The organism is Micromonospora reichwaldensis (genome assembly GCF_031845925.1).
GTDB lineage: Bacteria > Actinomycetota > Actinomycetes > Mycobacteriales > Micromonosporaceae > Micromonospora > Micromonospora reichwaldensis.
This window is the reverse complement of record NZ_JAVRFL010000033.1, coordinates 27,413-49,899: the sequence shown is the minus strand read 5'-3', so window position 1 is coordinate 49,899 and position 22,487 is coordinate 27,413. Positions and strand designations below refer to the sequence as shown.

At 73.1% G+C, this 22,487-nt stretch carries 17 protein-coding genes; 8 read left to right on the top strand and 9 right to left on the bottom strand.

Going from position 1 to position 22,487, the window contains the following annotated elements; genetic code table 11:
- Window positions 1–165 precede the first annotated feature (165 nt).
- Window positions 166–1,890 (top strand): right-handed parallel beta-helix repeat-containing protein, encoded by a 1,725-nt coding sequence (locus RM555_RS24015; protein WP_311413852.1) that lies wholly within the window; start codon window positions 166–168, stop codon window positions 1,888–1,890.
- A 364-nt stretch (window positions 1,891–2,254) separates the two neighbouring features.
- A complete protein-coding gene (locus RM555_RS24010) occupies window positions 2,255–3,916 on the top strand; it encodes a right-handed parallel beta-helix repeat-containing protein (protein WP_311413851.1) in 1,662 nt (553 codons plus the stop codon).
- Window positions 3,917–4,016: 100 nt separating this feature from the next.
- Here the strand turns inward: RM555_RS24010 and pulA are convergent, their stop codons facing one another.
- The 5 genes from pulA to RM555_RS23985 form a co-directional block, all read right to left on the bottom strand.
- Window positions 4,017–9,509 (bottom strand): pullulanase-type alpha-1,6-glucosidase, encoded by a 5,493-nt coding sequence (gene pulA, locus RM555_RS24005; RefSeq protein ID WP_311413850.1) that lies wholly within the window; start codon window positions 9,507–9,509, stop codon window positions 4,017–4,019.
- Window positions 9,510–9,644: 135 nt separating this feature from the next.
- Window positions 9,645–9,833: a GNAT family N-acetyltransferase gene (locus RM555_RS24000; protein WP_311413849.1), complete on the bottom strand. Its 189-nt coding sequence runs from the start codon at window positions 9,831–9,833 to the stop codon at window positions 9,645–9,647.
- Window positions 9,834–9,868: 35 nt separating this feature from the next.
- Window positions 9,869–10,561: a cellulose binding domain-containing protein gene (locus RM555_RS23995; RefSeq protein WP_311413848.1), complete on the bottom strand. Its 693-nt coding sequence runs from the start codon at window positions 10,559–10,561 to the stop codon at window positions 9,869–9,871.
- Between the two features lie 134 nt (window positions 10,562–10,695).
- On the bottom strand, window positions 10,696–11,085 hold the full coding sequence (locus RM555_RS23990) for a hypothetical protein (protein ID WP_311413847.1): 390 nt from the start codon (window positions 11,083–11,085) through the stop codon (window positions 10,696–10,698).
- A gap of 37 nt (window positions 11,086–11,122) precedes the next feature.
- On the bottom strand, window positions 11,123–11,839 hold the full coding sequence (locus tag RM555_RS23985; RefSeq protein ID WP_311413846.1) for a hypothetical protein: 717 nt from the start codon (window positions 11,837–11,839) through the stop codon (window positions 11,123–11,125).
- Window positions 11,840–11,858: 19 nt separating this feature from the next.
- Here RM555_RS23985 and RM555_RS23980 point away from each other — a divergent pair, with 19 nt between their 5' ends.
- Window positions 11,859–12,041: a hypothetical protein gene (locus tag RM555_RS23980; RefSeq protein ID WP_091630004.1), complete on the top strand. Its 183-nt coding sequence runs from the start codon at window positions 11,859–11,861 to the stop codon at window positions 12,039–12,041.
- A 10-nt stretch (window positions 12,042–12,051) separates the two neighbouring features.
- Here RM555_RS23980 and RM555_RS23975 read toward each other — a convergent pair whose 3' ends face one another.
- Both RM555_RS23975 and RM555_RS23970 read right to left on the bottom strand, forming a co-directional pair.
- Entirely contained in the window at window positions 12,052–13,722 is a 1,671-nt protein-coding gene (locus tag RM555_RS23975; RefSeq protein WP_311413845.1) for a right-handed parallel beta-helix repeat-containing protein, read from the bottom strand.
- A 74-nt stretch (window positions 13,723–13,796) separates the two neighbouring features.
- Window positions 13,797–14,312: an ArsC/Spx/MgsR family protein gene (locus RM555_RS23970; protein WP_311413844.1), complete on the bottom strand. Its 516-nt coding sequence runs from the start codon at window positions 14,310–14,312 to the stop codon at window positions 13,797–13,799.
- A 738-nt stretch (window positions 14,313–15,050) separates the two neighbouring features.
- Between RM555_RS23970 and RM555_RS23965 the strand changes: the two genes are divergently transcribed.
- Together RM555_RS23965 and RM555_RS23960 are read left to right on the top strand one after the other, a co-directional pair.
- Window positions 15,051–16,619, top strand: a complete 1,569-nt coding sequence (locus RM555_RS23965) for an MFS transporter (protein ID WP_311413843.1) — start codon at window positions 15,051–15,053, stop codon at window positions 16,617–16,619.
- 11 nt (window positions 16,620–16,630) lie between these two features.
- Window positions 16,631–17,239 (top strand): TetR/AcrR family transcriptional regulator, encoded by a 609-nt coding sequence (locus RM555_RS23960; protein WP_311413842.1) that lies wholly within the window; start codon window positions 16,631–16,633, stop codon window positions 17,237–17,239.
- Window positions 17,240–17,315: 76 nt separating this feature from the next.
- On the opposite strand, the gene RM555_RS23955 is transcribed toward RM555_RS23960, so the two are convergent.
- Together RM555_RS23955 and RM555_RS23950 are read right to left on the bottom strand one after the other, a co-directional pair.
- Window positions 17,316–19,235, bottom strand: coding sequence for a helix-turn-helix domain-containing protein (locus RM555_RS23955; protein ID WP_132240117.1), 1,920 nt, complete (start codon window positions 19,233–19,235; stop codon window positions 17,316–17,318).
- A gap of 14 nt (window positions 19,236–19,249) precedes the next feature.
- Window positions 19,250–20,032 carry a 3-hydroxybutyrate dehydrogenase gene (locus tag RM555_RS23950; RefSeq protein ID WP_311413841.1) on the bottom strand — a complete coding sequence of 261 codons (783 nt, stop codon included), beginning with the start codon at window positions 20,030–20,032 and terminating at the stop codon, window positions 19,250–19,252.
- Between the two features lie 210 nt (window positions 20,033–20,242).
- On the opposite strand from RM555_RS23950, the gene ruvC reads away from it, so the two are divergent.
- From ruvC to ruvB, 3 genes are read left to right on the top strand one after another with little or no spacing between them, the layout of a single operon-like run.
- Window positions 20,243–20,770, top strand: coding sequence for a crossover junction endodeoxyribonuclease RuvC (gene ruvC / locus RM555_RS23945; RefSeq protein WP_132240119.1), 528 nt, complete (start codon window positions 20,243–20,245; stop codon window positions 20,768–20,770).
- Window positions 20,767–21,369: a Holliday junction branch migration protein RuvA gene (gene ruvA, locus RM555_RS23940; protein WP_151456909.1), complete on the top strand. Its 603-nt coding sequence runs from the start codon at window positions 20,767–20,769 to the stop codon at window positions 21,367–21,369. Before ruvC ends, ruvA begins: the two co-directional genes overlap by 4 nt.
- Window positions 21,366–22,436: a Holliday junction branch migration DNA helicase RuvB gene (gene ruvB, locus RM555_RS23935; protein WP_311413840.1), complete on the top strand. Its 1,071-nt coding sequence runs from the start codon at window positions 21,366–21,368 to the stop codon at window positions 22,434–22,436. Before ruvA ends, ruvB begins: the two co-directional genes overlap by 4 nt.
- The last annotated feature ends 51 nt before the right edge of the window (window positions 22,437–22,487 follow it).

Sequence of the window (22,487 nt, the reverse complement as noted above, 5' to 3'; positions counted from 1 at the left end):
GAGCGACAACCAGCCTGGGTCGAATGTGTGGATTACTCGGATAACGCATCATCGCGAGAATCGTTCTCATACGGTGGTCTACAGAGGCTGCAACCCATTTGTGGCTGATCGCGCCGTCTTGCGTGGTGCGGTCCCCGTGAGAGCAGGAAAGGGCGGAAGGCTCTGATGTCCGATGACGTAACGAGACCTGACGGTGGCCCGCCCGTGGGCACACCGATGCGAGGGCGGCGCAAACTCTGGCTGGCTGCCGGGGTGGCCGGACTGACCGGCGTCGTCGGCCTGGCGGCGCTGGGCGGCCTGGCCGCCCGCGACGACAAGTCCGGCGACTCCGAGCGGCTCTCCGACGCCCAGGCGTCGGCCCCGAAGCAGAACGTCAGCGACGCCGGCAGGACCGACGACGACGCTGGCAAGGCCGACGACGAGGCCGCCGACGAGGCCGGCGGCAACCCCGCCGCCGATGGCGGGAACGCCTGGTCGGGTGGCGACTGGAGCGGCGACAAGGACCGCGGGCACGACGGTCGGGTGACGGAGGTGCCCTGCGACACCGACAAGCTGATCCAGGCGATCATCCACGCCAACCGGACCGACGGCGCGACGCTGAAGCTCGCCAGGCACTGCACGTACGAGCTGACGCGCAGCGAGTACGGCAACGGCCTGCCCGTGATCAAGGAGTCGGTCGTCCTCATGGGCGAGGGCACCGCGATCGTCAGGGCGGCCGAGGCCGAGCGCTTCCGGATCCTGAACGTCGGTAGCGGCGGTCACCTGATGCTGAAGGACGTGACCGTCAAGGGCGGGCAGACCGTCGCCGCGAAGACCGTCCCGGCACCGGTCAGCTCGTTCGGGCGCGCGAAGCCGACGGAGGTTGCGGCGGCCGCGGCGGAACCGGCCCGTGGACCGGCGATGACGGCGCCCAAGGGCCCGGCCACCGCCGCCGCCGACCTGCCGGCCGCTCCGACGGCTCGTGCCGGCGCCGCCGCGACGGCTCGGCCAGACGGCACCGCGGCGGCCGCGCCCGCCGGCGCCGACGGGGCGGGCATCCTGGTCCAGCGGGGCGGTCGCGCCGACCTGGAGCACAGCAGGATCGTACAGAACCACGCCGGCTGGAACGGCGGCGGCATCGCCAACTTCGGCACCACCAACCTGCGCCACACCTCGGTCGAGGAGAACAGCGCCAGCGGCTTCGGCGGCGGCATCTTCAACGTCGGGGTGCTGCGGGTCGAGGAGTCCAAGGTGTCGAAGAACAGCGCCCGGCTGGGCGGCGGCGGCATCGCCAACGGCACGACCCCGAACGGAACGACCGTGGGCGGCGGCACCGTCTGGGTGTGGAAGAGCACCATCAGCCACAACCGGACCTCGTCCATCGGCGGTGGCGTCTTCGACAACAGGGGCGACATCGTGCTCACCCAGAGCGAGATCACGGACAACACCGCCGGCACGGACGCGGGCGGGCTGGTCACCTTCAGCGACGGCAGGCTGTCCCTGGAGAAGGTCGTGGTCGCCAGGAACTACGCGAACGGAGAGGCCGGCGGCGTCGGCGTCGGCGTCGGCGGCAACGCCGTGATCGAGCACAGCGTGATCAAGGAGAACGTCGCCGCAGGTGGGGGCGGCGGGGGCCTGTACAACGACGAAGGCACCGTCACCCTGCGGGACAGCGAGGCGCTGGGCAACCAGGCGGTCGGCGAGTACGGGGTGGGCGGCGGCATCCTGAACGACTTCGGCCGGACGAGGCTGATCAACACGAAGGTGGTCCACAACGTCGCCACCGCGCCGCCGGGTGGCATCTTCACCAACAACGACGGCGTCCTGATCGACCGGAAGTCCGCCGTGAAGGACAACCGGCCGACGAACTGCAAGGGCAGCACGGTCATCCCCGACCGCTGCTTCGCCTGAACACCCGAGAGCGACACCACATAGAGAGAGGGCTCCTCCACAAGCCGCCCCTGCGGCCGGAGGAGCCCTCTCACCTCCCGGCCCTCGTGGCCGCTCTGCTGGCGAATGGGCTGTTCCGCGCCGGGAAGACCCGTTCTCCTGCGGACTCCCCTACCGACGTCGCTGCGGTGGATGGGTCGGCGCGGGCCGTCCGCACCGGCCAGGGGGCACCCCGGACCTAATGCGGGGTTATTTCGCATATGGCCGCGAGGCGAGGAAGATTCTCATATTGTCTAGTTCGGGAGCTACAACCGATTTGTAGCAGGGGACGCTCGCCTGTGGCGCTGCGACCCTGTCTGGTACGAGGAGAGGGCAGAGAGCTCCGATGTCCAACTACCTAACGAACAACGACTCCGAGCAGCCGGCGGCGCCCAAGCGTCGCCGCAAGCTCTGGCTCGCCAGTGGTGTGGCCGGGTTGACCGGCGTGGTCAGCCTCGCCGCCGTGGGCGTGGCCACCGGCGCCGGCGCGGTAGGTGCGGACGGCCTGAAGTGGGCCACCGCTCAGGTCAGCATGGACGGCGACCAGGACGCGGACCGCGGGAAGGAAGGCCGCGAGGGCGAGAAGGGCCACGAAGGCGGAGAGGGCCGGGACCGGGACCACAAGGACCGGGACCACAAGGAGCGCGGGAAGGAGGTGCCCTGCGACTCCGACAAGCTGATCCAGGCGATCGTGTACGCCAACGCCAACCACGGCGGCGTGTTCGAGCTGGCCAAGGACTGCACGTACACCTTGACCCGGCACGACTACTACGGCAACGGCCTGCCGGTGATCGAGCAGCCCATCACGCTCAAGGGCCACGACACCAAGATCGTGCGGGACGCCACCGCCGAGCAGTTCCGCATCTTCAACGTCGGCAGCGGCGGCCACCTCACCCTCAAGGGCCTGACCATCAAGAACGGCCAGACCCTCGAGCGGAAGAAGGCGGAGACGGTCTCGGCGGAGACGGTGTGGTCGCGGTACTCGAACTCGGTCGAGGCCACCGAGGCGGCCAAGGCCGGCAAGCCGTACCTGCCGCTGCTCCAGGCCGAGCCGAAGGGTGCCGCGGCGGCGAAGGCTGCGGCGGCGAAGGCTGCGGCGGCCAAGGCCGGCGCCAGCGTGCTGGAGGAGCCGGAGGCCAACGACGGCGCCGGCATCCTGGTGCAGCCGGGCGGCTCCGCCGACATCGAGAAGAGCCACATCGTCGAGAACCAGGCCGGCGGCAGCGGCGGCGGCATCGCCAACTTCGGCAAGACCAGCCTGCGTCACACCACGGTCGCCAACAACACCGCCTTCTTCTTCGGCGGCGGCATCCTGAACGCCGGGGTGCTCAAGGTCGAGGAGTCCCACGTCAAGTACAACAAGGCCGGGATCGGCGGCGGCGGCATCGCCAACGGTGCCCCGGGCATCTTCCGCGACGACGTCGACGGCGGAACCGTCTGGATCGACAAGACCGACATCAGCAACAATCACACGATCGGCTTCGGCGGTGGCCTGCTCGACATCGAGGGCAACACCACCATCAAGTACTCCAGGATCCTCGACAACACCGCGCTGATCGCGGGCGGCGGCATCGCCGCAGCGGACGACAGCCAGCTCCACCTGCACAAGGTGACGATCGCCAAGAACACCACCGCCGGTGTCGGCGGCGGCCTGGCCCTGGCCTTCGGCGCCCACGTCACGGCGGAGAAGACCGAGGTCAAGGAGAACTTCGCCGCCTTCTTCGGCGGCGGCGTGTTCAACCTCGCCAGCGAGGTCACGTTCCGCGACAGCGAGATCGTCGGGAACCAGGCCGTCGGGCCGATCGGCATCGGCGGCGGCATCTTCAACGTCTTCGGCCGGGTCAACCTGCACGACACGAAGGTGGCGGACAACGTCTCCAGGTTCCGGCCGGGCGGGGTGTTCAACTTCGGCGGCGAGGTGAACGTGGACGACAAGTCCGCGATCAAGGGCAACAAGCCGACGAACTGCCTGGGCAGCCCCTCCCCCGTGGAGAACTGCTTCGGCTGATCGCCCTCGGCTGACGGGCGGCCCTCCGGCCGCTCCGGACACCGAACAGGAACCGGCCCCCTTCCGCATCGCGCGGAAGGGGGCCGGTCCACGTCGCGGGCTACTGCTGCACGAAGACCGCCACGCTGCGGGCCGGCACGGTGAACGTGCCGCTGGCCCGGTCGAACGAGGCCGTCCGCAGCGACCCGTCCGCCGAGGCCCGCAGCACCGGGTGCAGCGCGACGTCCGCCCCGCGCAGCCCGGTCAGCCGCTGCGTCGCCGTCTCCGGCGTGGCGTTGAAGACCACCGTGACCGACTTCCACCGCCCGTCGAGGCCCCGGCCGTCGAGCGTCATCGTGAGCACGCCGGGGGTCTCCCCCGCCCCGGAGAGCGGGAAGGCGAGCCGCTTCTGCACCTGCTCCGCCGTGGTCAGCCCGAAGACCGGCGAGGAGGCCCGGATCTTCAGCAGTTCGGCGTAGCGGGCGTCGGCCAGGTCGATCGCCGCGCAGTCCGGCACCAGCGCCGGGTCGGCCAGCAGCGGCTTGGCGTACGGCCACTTGTCCCGGTTGTCCTGCTCGGGCGGCAGACCGGCGCCGAACCCGTTGCCCTGGGCGCAGTCCCAGCGGATCTGGTTGAACCAGTCCCCCGAGTTGTACGAGTTGCGGTCCAGCGACTTCGAGCGCAGCCGCTCGGTGCCCGTGGTGACGAATCCCGGGCCCTGCCCCATCACCACCGTGCCCAGCGCCAGCACCTGCATCCGGGCGCGGTCCGCCGCCGAGGTGTCCTGCGGCAGCTTGTACGCCAGCGCGTCGTACAGGATCTCGTTGTCGTGCGCGTCGACGTAGGTGACCGCCTCCCCCGGCGCGGCCGTGTAGCCGGCGGGCGAGCCGTTGTAGTCGACCTGCGCGCCGGTGACCTGCCGGCCCGACGAGTCGGTGAAGCGGTAGCCGCGCAGGTTGCCGGTGAGCCCCACCTTGATCAGGTCGTGCTGGTGCAGCAGGCGGGCCCGCTGCTCGGCCGTGGACCCGTTCACGTCGTCGCCGTTGGGGTCGGTGAACAGGCCGGAGGCGAAGCCCTGCACCCGCGGGTTGGCGTCGAACGGCCCGCCGCCGCGTACGGCGTCGCGCAGCCGGTCGTTGAACGTGCCGATCCCGGTGCCGGCCATGTTGGCCTGGGTGGCCTGCGTGAACCGGGCGTCGTCGGCTACCTCGCCGAAGTTCCAGCCCTCGCCGTAGAGCAGGATCTTCTTCCCGTCCACGCCGTCGCGGCCGACGGTCAACTCGTCGAGCGCCTTGCGTACGGCCAGGATGTTCGCCTTCGGGTGGTGGCCCATCAGGTCGAACCGGAAGCCGTCCACCTTGTACGCCCGGGCCCAGGTGACCAGGGAGTCCACCACCAGCTTGCCCATCATGGCGTGCTCGGGGGCGGTGTTGGCGCAGCAGGTCGAGTTGGCGACGGCGCCGTCGTCCAGCAAGCGGTGGTAGTAGCCGGGCACGATCTGGTCGAGCACCGACTTGGGGTCGGCGCCCGCCGCCGAGGTGTGGTTGTAGACGACGTCCATCACCACGCGCAGCCCGGCGCCGTTGACGCCGGCCACCATCCGCCGGAACTCGGTGGTGCGCTTCGCCCCGGCCGGGTCGACGGCGTAGCCGCCCTCCGGCACGGTGTAGTGCAGCGGGTCGTACCCCCAGTTGTAGCCGTCGGTGTCCGCCACGGCCGCGACGCACTTCTGCTGCTGCTCGGAGTCCGGCGGCAGCGCGGCCAGGTCGCAGGCCGGCTGCCGCTGGTCGGCGCGGCGCTCGGGGATCGTCGCGAAGTCGAACGCGGGCAGCAGGTGCAGGTGGGTCACCCCGGCGTCGCCGAGCGCCTTCAGGTGCTTCGTGCCGGCGGTGCCCGGGTCGGTGAAGGCGAGGTACGTGCCCCGCCGCTCGGCCGGCACCGTGCCGTCGGCGATGGAGAAGTCCCGCACCGACAGCTCGGAGATCTGCACCTTGGTCGACGGCACCGCCGCCGGCTTGCGCAGCGACGCCCACCCGGCCGGCGCGAGCGCCGGGTCGGCGAGGTCCACGATCTGGCTGTGCGTGGAGTCCGGCGCCAGCGCCAGCGAGTACGGGTCGGTCACGGCGGCGTCGACCATCTTCTGGGTCGCCGGCTGCCACGCCTGGACCTGGTACCGGTAGTACCTGCCGGTCCAGTCGCGGGCGCCACGCACGGACCAGACGCCGGTGCGGTCGTCGCGGCGCATCGCGACGGTCCGCGGCGTCGCGGTCGGCGAGTCGAAGAGCTGGAGCGAGACCGTGCGGGCGGTGGGCGCCCAGACGGCCAGCGTCGGCACCCCGCCGGCGAACGTCGGCCCGAGCCGCGCGTCGGTGGCCCGGGCGTAGACGTCGTCGAGCACGCCGGGGATCTGCACGCCGGTCGCGGCGAGCAGGGTGCCCGCCGCGTCCCGCTCGGTCACCAGGAGCTGCCCGCGCAGGGCCGCAGGGACCTTCGCCAGGTCCCGCCGGTCGAGCGTGAAGGCACCGTGCGCCCACAGGTGCGGGAAGTCCGCGCGCTGGGCCTCGGTGAGCCCGTTGCGCTGCGCGGTCAACGGCAGCGAGGTGTACGTCCCGACGAGCTCGCCGTCGGCGACGGTGACCCCGCCGGCTGGGGCGGCGACCAGGGCGTACGTCCTGCCGTCGGTGGGTCCGGTCTGCCAGGCGACGGTCGAGCGGTCGATCCAGTGCGCCTTCTGCTTCGTGATGTCGACGTCCGGGCCGGCGGCGGACGCGGTGGACGGCAGCAGCCGGCCGGGCGTGCCGGCGAGCAGCCACACCTCGCGTCCGGCGCCGGCGAAGTCGAGCCGCTGGTCGGTCGGCAGGTCCTTCTCGTCGCCGCGGTGGATGATGTAGCTCAGCCCGGTCGCCCCGGCGGCCAGCGGCACCCGGAAGACCGCGCCGAAGGCGTCGATCCGGGCCGGGGCGAGCGGCGTGGCCCAGTCCGTGGGGTTGGCGGCGCCGTCCCACAGGTGCAGGCCCCAGCCGTCGTAGTTGCCGTCGGCGCGGCGGTAGTGGATGAGGGCGGTGCCGTCCTCGACCGGCGGGTCGGGCTCGCCGGTGGCCGCCTGCCGGCTCGGGTAGGTCGCCGGGTCGCCCTGCTTGACCCAGACCTCGCCGGTCTTCGTCACGTCGATCGTCCGATCCTGTTCCACGTCCTTCTTCCCGGACTTGTCGACCACGACGAAGCCGACCGACTTCGCGCCCGGCTTGAGCTTCACCCAGGCGAACCGGCCGTAGGAGTCCTCGCCGGCGAACGGCTGCCCCTTGGGCCACTCGGTCGCGTAGGCGGGGTCGATGTCGCCCCAGGCGTACAGGCCCCAGTCGTCGTAGCCGCCGGCCGGGCGCTGGTAGTGCACCACGGCCCAGTCGCGGGAGGCGGACTGCGCCGGGGTGCCCACGGTCGCGGTGGACCGGGCGGTCGCGGTGCGGCCCTTGCCGTCGCGGACGACGGCCTTGTACTCGACCTTCGTGCCGCCGGCCAGCCCGGTCAGGTCGTGGTGCACGGTGTACGGGGCCGTCTCGGCGCTGCCGAGCAGCGTCCACCTGCCGCCGGCGACCCGGGCGGCGACGGTGACGGTGGCCAGCGGGTCGCCGGTGACCTGCGCGGTGACGGCGACCTTCGTGGCGACGGGCGCGTCGGGCGCCGGGGCGGTGATCGTGATCTTCGGCGCGGCGTCGGGCGACGCGATCGGCGTGCCGGCGCGGTGCACGACGGCCGACAGCGGCGGCACGGTCAGCGTGAGCTTGCCGTCCGCGCCGGCGACCGGGGCGGCCGACGCGCCGTACACGCCGGTGAAGGTGGCGCCGGCCGACCAGGTGTCCACGGTGACAGTCTGCGCGGTCGCGGCGTTGTTCACCGCGACGACGTACTCGGTGCGCTGCTTGGGGTCGATCCGGGAGAACGCGAAGACGCCGGGGCCGTCGGCGGCGTACCGGCCGACCTGCACGCCGTCGCGCAGCGCCGGGTGCGCCTGGCGCAACGCGCCCAGCTCCGCGATGGCCCGGTAGAGCGGGTGGGCGCGGTCGAACTGGTCGCTGGCGTGCGTACGGTCGGTGCCGAGCAGGTCGTCGTCGAGGTAGTCGGGGGTCTTCGACGCGAACATGTCCTGCCGGGCGTCCTTGTCGCCGCCCGGGCCGGTGAAGCCCTGCTCGTCGCCGGAGTAGACCACCGGCTGGCCCCGGGTGAGGAACATCAGCTCGTGGGCGAGCCGGTCGCGGCGCAGGTGGGTGGCCGGTTCGGTGCCACCGCCGGCGATGAACGAGCCGATGCGGCCCATGTCGTGGTTGCCGAGGAAGGTGGTCAGCCGGCGCGCGTCGGTGTCGCGGGCGCGGTAGAGGTCGTCGCGGGCGTACACGTCGGCGAGCGCCTTCGCGGAGCCGTCGCCGGCGGTGTAGCCGCGCGCCGCCTCCTGGAAGGCGAAGTCGAGGGTGGCCGGCAGGCCGCCGCGCCGCACGTACGTCGAGGTGATCTCCGGGTCGGCGCTGTAGACCTCGCCGAACATGAAGAAGTCCTTCTTGCCGGCGCGCGCGGCGACGCGCTCGACGCCTTGGCTGAACTGCGGCCAGAAGTCGAGGTTGGCGTGCTTCACCGTGTCCAGCCGGAAGCCGTCGACGCCGGTGGACGCGATCCAGTCGGAGTAGACCTTGGTCAGGCCGCGCACCACCTCGGGGCGCTCGGTCCACAGGTCGTCGAGGCCGAAGAAGTCGCCGTACTCGCTGTTCTCCCCGGCGAAGGTGGAGTCGCCCCGGTTGTGGTACATCGTCGGGTCGTTCAGCCACGCCGGAACCTTGACCTTCGCGTCGGCCGGGGTCTCGAACGTCGGGGTGTACGGGAACGACGTGGTGTCCACCTTCGGAAAGCCCCGGCTGCCGTCGGCGTAGTTGCGGTCCTCGAAGGGACGCCCCTGCGCGTCGGTGTACGGCGAGGTCGCCTTGTCCACGTAGGTGTACGTGTCCTCGGCGTACTTGATGACGTCCGCGGTGTGGTTGACGATGACGTCGAGGTAGACCTTGATCCCCCGCTTGTGGGCGAGCCCCACCAACCGCTTCAGGTCCTCCTTGGTGCCGAAGTGCGGGTCGACCTGGGTGAAGTCGGTGATCCAGTAGCCGTGGTAGCCGGCGGAGGCGTCGGCTCCGGTGCCCTGCACCGGGCGGTTCTTGAAGATGGGCGCGAGCCAGATGGCAGTGGTGCCGAGCCCCTCGATGTAGTCGAGCCGGTCCATGACGCCCTTGAGGTCGCCGCCGTGGTAGAAGCCCTTGTCCTTCGGATCGAGGCCGGTGGAGAGGCGGCCCCCGGTGAGGCCCCCGGCGTCGTTGCGCCGGTCGCCGTTGGCGAACCGGTCCGGCAGGACGAAGTAGAACTGCTCGGCGCGGGCCTGGCCGCTTCCGGCGGCGAGCAGCGCCTCCGCCGAGGGTTCGGTGCGCCACTGCGCGGCGCCGGTGGTGACCAGCGGGCCGGTGTCGTCGGGGGCGTCGGAACCCAGCTGGCGCACGGCCAGCGGGGTGCCGACGAGGGCGAGGGTGAGCAGGGAGACGAGGGCGAGCAGGGCCTTGCGCGGTATCGGCGGGGGTTTCATCGACGCCTTCCTCTGGTCGCTGGCTGGCCCGCACGCTAGCTCTTGCCGAAACGTTCTGCAATACCTTGCAAACAAAGTCGTAACACGACAGCCAACTTGCAAGGGCGGCCCTTCGCGGCGTACCTCGGCCCGGGCTCAGTCGTCGACGAGCACCCCGAGGACCAGCCGGTCCGGGGGCGCCGCCACGGCGGCCCGCACGTACGCCTGCGTCTGCTCGTAGGTGTTGGGCCCCCACGCCTGGTAGCGGCACGACTCGGGCAGACACGCCCAGTCGTGCACGGCGTCGGTGTCGTCGAGCGCGAGCGGGCGGAGGGTGAGCGCCATGGCGGCTCCCTGGGTGACCGACGGCGGGGCGTCGATCAGAGGCGGCAGGAGACGCCGTCGACCGTGCAGCTCGTCGGGCGGCTCTGCGTGCCCTGGACGTAGAAGCGCAGCGTGACCGACGCGCCCCCGGGCAGGTCGCCGCCGCTGCGGTAGGTGAAGCCGTCGTCGATCCGCTGCGCCGTCCCCTGTGGCGCGCCCTCGATCCACGCGCTGCCCAGCCGCGCTCCCGGGAAGGTCAGCCGGGTCGTCCACTCCCGGCCGGCCGACGAGGTGTTGCCGACCAGCACCTCCCCGACGAACCCGTCCGCGTACGACTCCACCACCCGGTACCGGCCCGTCAGCGGGGACCTCGACGCCGATGGCGGCGCGACCAGCGCCGTCTCCTCGCTCCCGGTGGGGGTCGGCGACGGCGGGGTGCTGCTGCGGGCGGGCGTGGACCGTGTCGGGGTGGGCCGGGTGGTGGAGCGGCCGGACTGCGTGGCCGTCGCCCGCGGCGAGCGCGTGACCGTCGGGCTGGCCGCGGACGGCTCCGGGTCGACCACACCGACGGTCGGCAGCGGCGGGCCGGGCTGCGCGTCGAACGCGGGACCGCGCCCCCGGTAGGCGCCGAGCGCGATGGCCAGCAGGACCACCATCACCGCGACGCCGACGGACACCACGATCCACGGCGAGGACGCGATGGCGGTCGTGCCGTAGGACTTGCCCGATGTTCGGCGCGTGCCGGACATGCTTCTCCTCCCGCGGTCCTCCGGGGCAGCGTAGCGGTCCGTGGCGACCCGGTGCGACCGTGTGCGCGCGGCGCGTACGGCGCCGGGTTGGCGGGGTCGCCGCCGTCGGAGGGTGCCGCGGGTCCGGCCGACGCTCAGGCGGTCCGCAGCACCGTGCAGATGAGCGGGCCGTCGTCGGTGGAGCGCAGCAGGTATCGGTAGCGCTCGCCGGGGACCGCCCGGCCCCGGCTGTCGAGGAACTCCCACTCCACGGCGACCATGGTCAGCAGCGCCGACACCGGCAGCACGTCCTCGATGGTCGCGTGCGCCGCGACCAGCTCGCGCTCCTGGTAGTCGGGGGCCGCGCCCACGAAGGACAGTGCCACCGCCGCCGGCGAGGTGAACGAGAAGCTGTACGTGTCGGCCACCACCATCCCGGGCAGGGCGTAACAGCCGGCGATGGCGGGCACGTCGCCGGTGGTCAGCGCCACGCCGTACCGGTCGAAGAAGTCGGTCAGCGTGTCCAGATCGGTGGGGGCTCTCACGGGGAGAGCAATTGCCGGCCGGACGGCGGGCCAAACCTCAGCGCGGCGGGATGCGCACCTCGATCTCCGCCCCGAGCCGGGCGCCGCCCGCGAGACCGAGGTCGTCGCCGCTCCAGAACCGGCCCGGGTCGTACCAGTTGGGACGCCGCCCGGCGGGCAGCAGCCCCATCGCCTCGTAGGTCACCGCGACCACCTCCGCGCAGTAGGCCGTCTCCAGTGCACGGTCGCGCACGGCGATGCCGGCGCGGTCGGGCGCGGTCACCCCGGTGCGGTCGGGCGCCGGCGTGGCCTCGTGGTCCCCGCCCCGGCCCGGCAGCGCCGGCAGCCGCACCGCCGGGACCCGGCCCCGCAGCCAGCGCCAGGCGAGCTGGGCGGTGGACGGGAACGGGGTGCCGTCCAGGCGCGCGACGGTGCGCAGCACCGCCTTCTCCATCTCCGCGTCGGCCGGCGGGTCGAGCTGGCGCAGCCAGGCCCGCTGGCCGTACCGGTTGGCCCAGACGCAGACCGCGTCGCGCAGGTCGTGCAGCTGCACGCCGCGCTGGTGGGTGCCCGTCCACATGTCCGGCAGCGACCTGCCCAGCTCGGCGTGCCACATCAGGGGCGGCATGTCGTCCAGCACGACCGCCATGCCGACGTGGTTGACCGGGCTGTTGGTGGTCAACTGGATGGCCCGGTCCGGCACGCTGCGGCCCCGGAACACCCACACGTCGCCGGTACGGGTCAGGTCCACGGCCTCGTCCAGGCTGATGCTCATGGGGGTCTACCCTAGGCCGATGCGGCAACGGATGCGGTGGTGGAAGGTCCTCGGACTGGCCGGCCTGGCCGGCGTCGCGGCGTCAGGCGTGGTCATCGCCAGGGCGGAACGGCGGCGCCGGGCGTACACCCCGGAGGAGATCCGGGCCCGGCTGCGCGACCGGCACGCGGAGGCGACGGCCCCCGCCGACGACGCGCGCTGAGCCTCCGGCGTCAGTCCACCTCGTGGTGGTTGCGGTCCCAGCGCCCGCCGACCGGCGGGGTGTCGAGCCGCACCGCCCCGACGGCGTTGCCGGCGAGGTCGTTGTCCTCGATCCGGCAGGACACGCAGCTGCCGGCCGGGGTGATCCAGATCCCGTAGCTCTGGGTCTGCTCGTCGCGGTGGTCCCAGATCCGGTTGCCGCGCACGGTGGCGGAGTCGAACGGCGCGTTGACGGTGATGCCGGCCCGGATCGGCGGGGCCGCCGGCAGTTCGTACGCCGCCCCGGGCGGCGGCGTGTCCTCGTTCCAGCCGGTGGGGGAATCCGCCCGCACCTCGGCGAGGGTGAGGTCGGTGCCGGTGTTGGACACCACCACCGCCATGCGTGACCCGACCCGCACCACCTTGCCCCGGTGCCCGTCGTGCGGCCAGTGCGCCGCCAGGTCCGTGACGGAGCGGTGGTGGTAGCGCACCGACTCGCCCGCGTTGGTGGCGGCCGGGGCGCACCGGCGGCCGTTGTTGCGGATCCGGTTGTTCACCACGACGGCGTCGGTCATCGGCCGGTCGATCCGGATCGCATCCAGGCCGTTGTCCGAGAAGTCGTTGCCGTCGACGACCACGCCCGCCGCCGCGCCCCGGTAGCCGTGCCCCAGGTCGTGCTCGTGGTAGCCGTACTCGCCGTTGGCGCTGATCCGGTTCCCGCGCACGGTGTACGGGCCGGGCGTGTTGCCCATGCTGATCCCGTCGCGGACGTTGCGGTCCACCACGCAGTCGCTGATGATGCCGCCCCGGCCGGACACGCCGGCGGTGCCGTTGCCGGAGACGTCGAAGCCCGCCTCCAGGTTGCCGGTCAGCGTGCAGGCGGAGACGATCAGGCCGTCGGCGCCCCAGTCGGAGATGCCGAAGCGGTTCGCCTGGCTGTGGCAGCCGATGATGCGGTAGCCACGCGGCGGCGTCCAGTAGTCCTTCTGGAGTTCGAGGAAGATCCCGTTGGTGCCGTTGCCGACGGCGGTGCAGTTGGCGATCGTGAGGCGCTCCACGTCGCCCCAGCCGCCGATGCCGACGCCGATGCCCGCGCCGCCCATCTCCTCGCCGTTGTCCAGCCGGCCGCAACCGACCACGACCACCCCGTCGATCAGGCTGTCCTGGAGGAAGTCGCAGCCGAGTCCGGTGGCGCCGGTGTGGTGGATGTAGAGGTTGCGGAAGACGCCGCGCACCACGTACTGGAGGCCGAGCCCCTTGGCGAGGTAGTTGTACTCGACCATCGCCACGCCGGAGCCGTCGATCTCGAAGTCCGCGAAGGTGCAGTCGGCGATGTACCGGTCGCGGCTCGCGCCGTGCTGCACCGTGGTCCAGAAGGCCAGCGGGGTCGGCTCCGCCCGGTTTCCCTCGTTGCTGAGCAGGAACCGCGTCGCCCCCGGCCCCGCGCCGATCAGCGACACCCCGCTGCGCCAGACGGTGCCGGCGTCCCGGATCGAGTAGATCCCCGGCGGGCAGTGGACGACCCGGGCCCGCCCGTCGGCGGCGTAGCCCTCCCCGAGGCGGTCGACCAGGGCCGACAGCGCCGGCTGATCGTTCGTCACGCCGTCGCCGCGCAGCCCGAACTCCCGCGCGTCGCACCAGAGGGGCGCGCCGGCGACGGGGGTGAGCCGCTTCGCGGCGGTGGACAGGCCCTGGTGCGGCATCCGACCCCTCCTCTGCGGCGTCCGGTCGTTCGCCCGCGAGCGGCGCATTCCCGCCGCACCCGCCCGGAAACGCGCTACCCGGCCGGGTGCGGCGGTTCCGCCGACGCGGTAGCCGCCGGGCCGGGCTCCGCGCCGCTGCCGGGCGTCACGCCGGTGCCGGGCGTCGCGGCGGTGCCGGGCGTCGCGAGGCCCGGCTCCGCGCCGGTGCCGGGCGTGGCGCCGGTGCGGCGCAGCGCCTCCGCCAGCGCCCCGGCGGTACGGCCCACGAGCGCGCTCCCGTCGTCGAGCAGCAGCAGGGGCCGCTGGATCAGCTCGGGGGCGGCCACCATCGCCTCGATCCAGCGCGGCTCGGCCGCCTCGTCCCGCGGCCAGTCGGCCATGCCGAGGGCCACCGCGGCGGGCTCCTGGGTGCGGCAGACGTCCCAGGGGCGCGCGTCGAGCCGGCGCAGCACCTCGGCCAACTCCGCCGCGCTCGGCGGCCGGTCCAGGTACGGGCGCAGCGCGTAGCCGATCCCGGCCTCGTCGAGCGCGGTACGGGCGGCGGCGCACTTCGAGCAGGACGGGTTGTTCCAGATCTCCATGCCCGTCATCGTCGCAAGCGTCCCGCTGACGTCACTTACGAGCCCGTCCCGCTCCCGCGACCGTCCACGTACCGCCGCCCACGCGCTCAGCCGACGTGATCAGGACGAACATCGCCTCCGAACCGGACGTCGTCCCGGGGTGACCTGTGCCTCGTCGGCTGGAACCACCAACAACAAGCGCAAGCGCGAGGTGCGAGCGCGAGGTGATCAGGACGCCATGGACGTCATCCGGCCGCTGTGAGGTCCATGGCGTCCTGATCAGGTGTCGGGGACGATGTCCGGTTCGGGGTCGGCGTCCGGCAGGGTGGCGATCCATTGCAGCGCTTCCGACGCCGCCCCGCCAGATCTTGGTAGAAGACGGCCCCTGGAGGGGCGGTTTCTTGGCAAGATCTCCGGCAGGAGCCCGGCGGACGGACGCGAGAGTAGGCACCGACGGGGTGTGGCCCGCCGTGTCGGCGCAGGAATCAAGCCTGACCGCCCGGAGCCGGGCACGGCGGGCCACGCCCTACCACGACGCACCGCGACGCCCGTAACCACCCAAGGCCCCACCCACCCCAAGGCCCCACCCGCCCCGAGCGCCCGAAGCAGCACCCGGAAACCCGAAGCAGCATCCGGGAAGAGGACACGAGTGACCACCGCCACATAAGATACGAACCGGTTCCGTATCGATACCCACCCGCCTACGCTGACACCGCTGAATTTCGAGTCTGGCCCGTATCGGAACGGGGTCGGGGGGAGAACGCGAAGATGCCACCGCACGAGCACACGGGACACCCGAGGAGGTGGGCGATCCTCGGGGTGCTGGTGATCAGCCTGCTCGTGGTCGTCCTGGACAACACGATCCTCAACGTCGCGCTGCGGACGCTTGCCGACCCGGTGCACGGCCTCGGCGCGAGTCAGGGCGAGCTGGAGTGGTCGATCAACTCCTACACGCTGGTCTTCGCCGGCCTGCTGTTCACCTTCGGCGTGCTCGGTGACCGTGCCGGGCGTAAGCGCTTCCTGCTGATCGGCCTGGTGCTCTTCGGGCTGGCGTCGCTGCTGTCGGCGTACGCGCAGAGCCCCGCGCAACTCGTCGCGGCCCGCGCGCTGATGGGCGTGGGTGGCGCGGCCATCATGCCGGTCACGCTCTCGATCATCTCCAACGTCTTCGACCCCCGTGAGCGGGGCCGGGCGATCGGCGTCTGGGCCGGCGCGGTCGGCCTGGCCGTGGCCATCGGCCCGATCCTCGGCGGTGCGTTGCTGGAGCACTACTGGTGGGGCTCGGTCTTCCTGATCAACGTGCCGGTGGTGGTGCTCGGCGTGGTGCTGGTGGCGCTGCTCGTGCCGGAGTCGCGGGACCCGGATCCGGGCCGCGTCGACGTCGCCGGCGTGCTGCTGTCGGTGGTGGGGCTCGTCGCGTTGACCTACGGCATCATCGACGGCGGCGAGCACGGCTTCGGCCGCCCGCTGGTCTGGGTCGCGATCCTCGGCGGCCTGGCGGTGCTGGCCTGGTTCGTCGCGTACGAGCGGCGCAGCGACCACCCGTCGCTGGACGTGCGGCTGTTCCGGGTGCCGCGCTTCGCCGCGCCCGTGGCCATCGTCGGGCTGATCTTCTTCGCCGCGATGGGCGTCATGTTCTTCACCTCGTTCTACCTGCAACTGGTGCGCGGCTACAGCCCGCTGGAGACCGGCCTGCTCTTCCTGCCCTTCGCGGCGGCCCAGCTCGTCTTCGCCCCGGCCAGCGCGGCGATGGTCCGCCGGTACGGCGGCAGGGCCGTCGCGGCGGTCGGGCTGACGCTGACCGTGGTCGCGCTCGGCGCGTTCGCGTTCGTCGACGCGACCACCCCGATCTGGGTGGTGCTGGTCGTCTTCTTCCTCCAGGGCACCGGAATGGCCAACATCATGCCGCCGGCCACGGAGTCCATCATGTCCGCGCTGCCCCGGGAGAAGGCCGGCGTCGGCTCGGCGGTCAGCAACACGGTCCGGCAGGTGGCCGGCGCGCTCGGCGTGGCGGTGCTCGGGTCGGTGCTCTCCGCGGTCTACCGTGCCGACGTCGACCCCGCCCTGCGGGACCTGCCCGCCGGGGCGCGCGAGGCGGCCGGCGAGTCCATCTCCGGCGCGTACGCCGCGGCGGGTCAGCTCGGGCCGGCGGCGCCGCAGCTGATCGCGGTCGCCGACGACGCCTTCCTGGCCGCGATGCACTGGGCGGCGGGTCTCGCCGCCGCGATCGCCGCGCTCGGCATCCTCGTGGTGCTGCGCTGGATGCCCGGTCGCTCCGCCGAGGCGGCGGGGAGGCCGGCGCCGGTGGGGGAACCCGAGTTGGCCGGGACCGCCTAGCTTCGGGAACAATGTCCGACATGACTTCCACCGCCGACGCTCCTCGGCCGCCCGGGCGGCCGAGGAGCGTCCGCGCGGACGAGGCGATCGTCGAGGCCACCCTCGACCTGCTCGCCGACGGCAGCACGATCGAGGCGATCTCGATCGAGGCGATCGCCGCCCGCGCCGGGGTCGGCAAGGCCACCATCTACCGCCGCTGGCCGGGCAAGGACGCGCTGCTGCGCGACGCCCTGCGTACGCTCAAGGGCAGCCCGCCCGAGCCCGCCGGCCACTCGGTCCGCGACGACCTGATCCTGCTGGTCGGCGCGGTCGGTCACCACATCGACCCCCGGGCGGCGCGGATCATGCCCTGCCTGGTGCCGGAGGTCAACCGTAGCCCCGAGCAGTACCAGCTCTACCAGAACATCATCGAGCCGCGGCGGGAGATGATGCGCGAGGTGCTGCGGCACGGGATGCGCTCCGGCGAGCTGCGCGCGGATCTCGACGTCGAGGTGGTCATGGCGATGCTGACCGGCCCGATGCTGGTGCAGCGCGTCATGCGTTGGCACCCCGACCTCGACGAGGCAACCCTGCCGCAGCGCATCGTCGACGGCGTCCTGGACGGCATCCGCGCCCGCTGACGGCCCCGCCTCGCCTGGCGGCGGCCCCGGCGGTCGTGCTGCGGCCAGGTCCGTCGGCGCCCAGGTGCGCGGGCCGTCAGGCGGCGGGCGTACGCAGGCGGTGCAGGCGCAGGGCCAGCTGCACCTCCAGCGCCCGCTCCGGCTTCTGCCAGTCCGCGCCGAGCAGCTGCCCGACCCGTTCCAGCCGCTGGGTGACCGTGTTGACGTGCACGTGCAGCAGCTCGGCGGCTCGGGCGAGGCTGCCGCCCACCCCGAAGTACGCCTCCAGGGTCCGCACCAGCGCGGTGCCTCGCCGGGCGTCGTAGTCGACGACCGGCCCGACGGTCGCGGTCAGGAACCGGTTCACGTCCTTGTCGCCCCCGTCGCCGACCGCGCCCAGCAGCAGCCCGACGAAGCCCAGCTCGGCCGTGCTCGCCCCCTGCCCCGAGCGGCCCAGCGCACCCAGGGCGGTCAGGCACCGCTCCGCCTCGGCGAACGTCGCGGCCAGCGACGCCGGCCCCGTCGACGGGCCGCTCGACCCGGCGGTCACCGGCCGGCCGGTCACCCGGGACAGGTCCCGGGCCACCGCCCGGGCGCTGCCGCCCGCGTCCTGCCCGGGCAGCATCAGCACCACCCGCCCGTCGCGGGCGGCCGCCAGCCCGCCCCGGGTCGAGGCGTACGTGGTGGCCCAGGAGAGCACCCGCTGCCGGGCCGAGCCGGTGGCGGCGATGGCGTCGTCGCCGACCGCCACGAGCACGTGCGGGGCGTCCAGGTCCACCCCCAGCCGGCGGGCCCGGCTGCGCAGCGCGTCGGTGTCCCGCAGCGGCCGGGCGATCAGGTCGTCGAGCAGCTCGCCCCGGACCCGCCCCTCCGCCTCGGCGACGGTACGCCGGAACAGCAGCAGCAGCGCCGTCACCAGCGACGCCCGCTCCAGGATCCGTTGGTCGGCGTCGACCAGCTCGTCGTCGGGGCGCAGCACCAACGCGCCCATGTTCTCCGCCCCGGCCACCACGGCGGCGTACCAGAGCCGGCCCCGGCGCACGCTGCGGCCCTCCGTACGCGACGCGGCCACCGCCTCCACCATGTCCGCCCGGTCCGGCTCCTCGATCTCGCCGACCCGGGCCAGCAGCCGGCCCTCCGCGTCGAGCGCGAGCAGCGCCCCGCCGAGCACGTCGGTGACCGCCGCGGCGACATCCTCCACGCCGCCCCCGCGCAGCACCAGCGCGGTCATCCGGTCGTGCGCCGCCGCGGCCCGCTCCACGGAGCTGCTGTGCGCCCGGATGGTGGTGTTGGCCGCTGACAGCTCCTCCAGCGCCGCCTGCGTCTCCGCGAGCAGCCGCGCGGTGTCGATCGCCACCGCCGCGTGCGCGGCGAGGGAGACCAGCAGCGCCACCTCCTCGCGGACGAACGGCCGGGCCGAGCGGTTGGCCGCGTAGAGCACCCCGATCGAGGTCGAGCCGAGCCGCAGCGGCACCCCGAGGATGGCCACCAGGCCCTCCTCGCCCACGCCGGCGTCGATCTCGCCGGTGTGGTGGAAGCGGTCGTCCTCCGGGTAGTTCGCGGTGACGTACGGGGCGCCGGACTGGGCCACCAGGCCGCCGAGGCCCGCGCCCATCGGCAGCCGCAGCTGCTGGAAGCGGGCGGAGACCGAGCCGTCGGTGACCCGCATGTACGTGTCGCCGCGCTCCTCGTCGTCGAGGGTCATGTAGGCCACGTCCGCGCCGAGCAGGTTGCGCGCCCGGTGCACGATCGCGCGCAACACGTCGTCGAGGTCGCGCAGCCCGGCCAGGTCGCTGACCGTGTCGTACAGCCCGGAGAGCTCGACCTCCCGGCGGCGGCGGCGTTCCAGCAGCGCGCGGACCCGCAGCGCCACCGTCTTGGCCTGCTCCAGCTCGGCGAGCCGCGCGGGCGGCAGCCCGGCGGCGCGCGCGGCGACGAGCGGCCCCTCGAACTCCACCGCGGCGGCCTCGCGGGCGAGCAGCTCCAGGAACTCCACCGGTGACGACATGACCGACATTGTGCGGCTTGCCACTAGTTCGCCGTCCAGCCCCCGTCGAGCGCGATGGACGCGCCCGTGATGAACGCCGCCGGCGGCGAGCAGAGGTACGCCACGAGTTCGGACACCTCCTCCGGCTCGATCAGCCGCTTGATCGCCGCCCGCGCCAACATGATCTTCTCGACCACCTCGCTCTCGGGGATGCCGTGGCTGGCGGCCTGGTCGGCGATCTGGCTCTCCACCAGCGCGGTGCGCACGTACGCCGGGTTGATGCAGTTGGCGGTCACGCCGTGCGGGGCGCCCTCCAGCGCGACCACCTTCGACAGCCCCTCCAGCGCGTGCTTGGCGGAGACGTACGCCGACTTGTACGGCGAGGCGCGCAGCCCGTGCACCGAGGAGATGTTGACGATCCGCCCCCAGCCCCTGGCGTACATGTGCGGCAGCGCCCGACGGATGATCAGGAACGGCGCCTCCACCATCACCCGGTGCAGGTGGGCGAAGCGCTCCGCGGAGAACTCCTGCACCGGCGCCACGTGCTGCAGGCCCGCGTTGTTCACCACGATGTCCACGTCGGCGTCGAGGCGGTCCACCGCGTCCGGGTCGGCCAGGTCCACGCCCTCGGCCCGCCCGCCGGCCTCCGCCGCCACCGCCTTGGCCGCCTCGATGTTGCGGTCCACCACCAGGACCTCCGCGCCGGCGGCGCCCAGCCGCAGGGCGCAGGCCCGGCCGATGCCGCTCCCGCCCCCGGTCACCAGGGCGGTACGACCAGCGAGGTCGACGTGTACGACGTGGGGGACCGCCACGGGTTCTGCCGTCATGGCGCATGAAGTTACGAGCTGTGTGTCCGGGCGCACATGGGCCGGCGACACATACTCACCGCCCGGCATGTGTGGCCGCCGCGCGCCCCGCACGGCGTGTCGGCGCGCCCGGCGTGTCCCCGGCGGCGGGGTGTCGCCCGGCTCGGTAGGGTGTCGAACACACGTACTGCTGGCGGTTGGATCTTGCTGGCGGCTGGGGGAGGAGGCGGCGTGCGGGTGCTGGGCGTCGACCCGGGGCTGACCCGGTGCGGGGTCGGCGTGGTCGAGGGTGTGCCGGGGCGCCCCTGCACGCTGATCGCCTACTACGTCGTCCACACCGATCCGGACGACGACCTGGCGCTGCGCCTGCTGCACCTGGACCGTTCGCTCACCGACCTGGTCGCCGAGCACCGGCCCGACAGCGTCGCCGTCGAGCGGGTCTTCAGCCAGCACAACGTCCGCACCGTGATGGGCACCGCCCAGGCCAGCGGGATCGCCGTGCTCGCCGGCGCCCGCGCCGGGCTGCCCGTGCAGACCTACACACCCAGCGAGGTGAAGGCCGCCGTGACCGGTTCCGGCCAGGCCGACAAGGCGCAGATGACCGCCATGGTCACCCGGCTGCTGCGGCTGGCCGAGCCGCCGAGGCCGGCCGACGCCGCCGACGCCCTGGCCCTGGCCATCTGTCACGTGTGGCGCGGCGGGACGCGTTCCAAGCTGGCCGCCGCGGCCGACCGGGTACGACGAGGAGGAGCCAGATGATCGCCAGCGTGCGCGGGGTGGTGACCGCGACCGGTCCGGACCACGCCGTGGTGGAGGTCGGCGGGGTGGGCCTGGCGGTGCAGTGCGCTCCGGGCACCCTCGCCGACCTGCGCATCGGCCAGCCCGCCCGGCTGGCCACCAGCCTGGTCGTCCGGGAGGACTCGCTCACCCTCTACGGCTTCGCCGACGACGACGCCAAGCAGCTGTTCGAGCTGCTCCAGACCGCCAGCGGTGTCGGCCCCCGGCTGGCCCAGGCCGTGCTCGCCGTGCACACCCCCGACGCGGTGCGCAAGGCGATCGCCAACGCCGACACCGCCGCGCTGACCCGGGTGCCCGGCATCGGCAAGAAGGGCGCGGAGCGTCTGGTCCTGGAGCTGCGCGATCGCGTCGGCCCGGTGCCGGTCGGCGCCGACGGCGCGGCCGGGGTCACCGGCGGGGCCTGGCCCGAGCAGGTCCGCCAGGCGCTGGTCGGGCTCGGGTGGACGGCCGGGCAGGCCGACCAGGCGGTGGCCGCGGTGGCGGAGACGATCGACGGTGACGTGCCGCCGGTGCCGGTCCTGCTCAAGCAGGCCATCCGGTTGCTGGGCCGCACCCGGTGACGGGGCCCGACGGCGGGCTGGTCTCCGCCTACGTGCACGACGCCGACCTCGACGCGGAGGCCACGGTCCGGCCGAAGCGGCTGGAGGAGTTCATCGCCCAGCACCGGGTCCGCGACCAGCTCGACCTGCTGCTCCAGGGCGCGATGCGGCGCGGCTCCCCGCCCGACCACATCCTCCTCTCAGGGCCCCCCGGCCTTGGTAAGACCACCCTGGCCAACATCGTCGCCGCCGAGCTGGGCTCGGGCATCCGGGTGACCAGCGGCCCGGCGATCGAGCGCTCGGGCGACCTGGCGGCGATCCTGACCAGCCTCGCCGAGGGCGACGTGCTCTTCATCGACGAGATCCACCGGATCGCCAAGCCGGCCGAGGAGTTGCTCTACAGCGCGATGGAGGACTTCCGGGTCGACGTGATCGTCGGCAAGGGGCCGGGCGCGACGGCGATCCCGCTGGACGTCGAGCCGTTCACCCTGGTCGGCGCGACCACCCGCTCCGGCCTGCTCACCGGGCCGATGCGTGACCGGTTCGGCTTCGTCGCGCACCTCGACTTCTATTCGCCGGCCGACCTGGAGGTGCTGCTGCGCCGCTCGGCCCGGATCCTCGGCGTGCCGATCACCGACGACGGCGCCGCCGAGGTCGCCGGCCGCTCCCGGGGCACGCCCCGCATCGCCAACCGGCTGCTGCGCCGGGTCCGCGACTTCGCCGAGGTCCGGGCCGACGGCGTGGTCACCCTGGAGACCGCCCGGGCCGCCCTCACGGTGTACGACGTCGACGCACTGGGCCTGGACCGGCTGGACCGGGCGGTGCTGACCGCGCTCGTCGACTCGTTCCGGGGCGGGCCGGTCGGCCTGTCCACGCTGGCCGTGGCGGTGGGTGAGCAGCCGGACACGGTGGAGGAGGTCTGCGAGCCGTTCCTGGTCCGGGCCGGCCTGCTGGCCCGTACGCCGCGCGGCCGGGTCGCCACGGAGGCCGCCTGGCGGCATCTGGGCCGTACGCCACCGAATGGTACATTCGGCGCGAATGCTCCTGCGGTGCCCGATCTGTTCTCGACGGATGCCGATCAGCCGTGATGTGAACGTGATCTGTGCCGCATTCGGCGTTCCCAGGTGCAGGGATTAGAC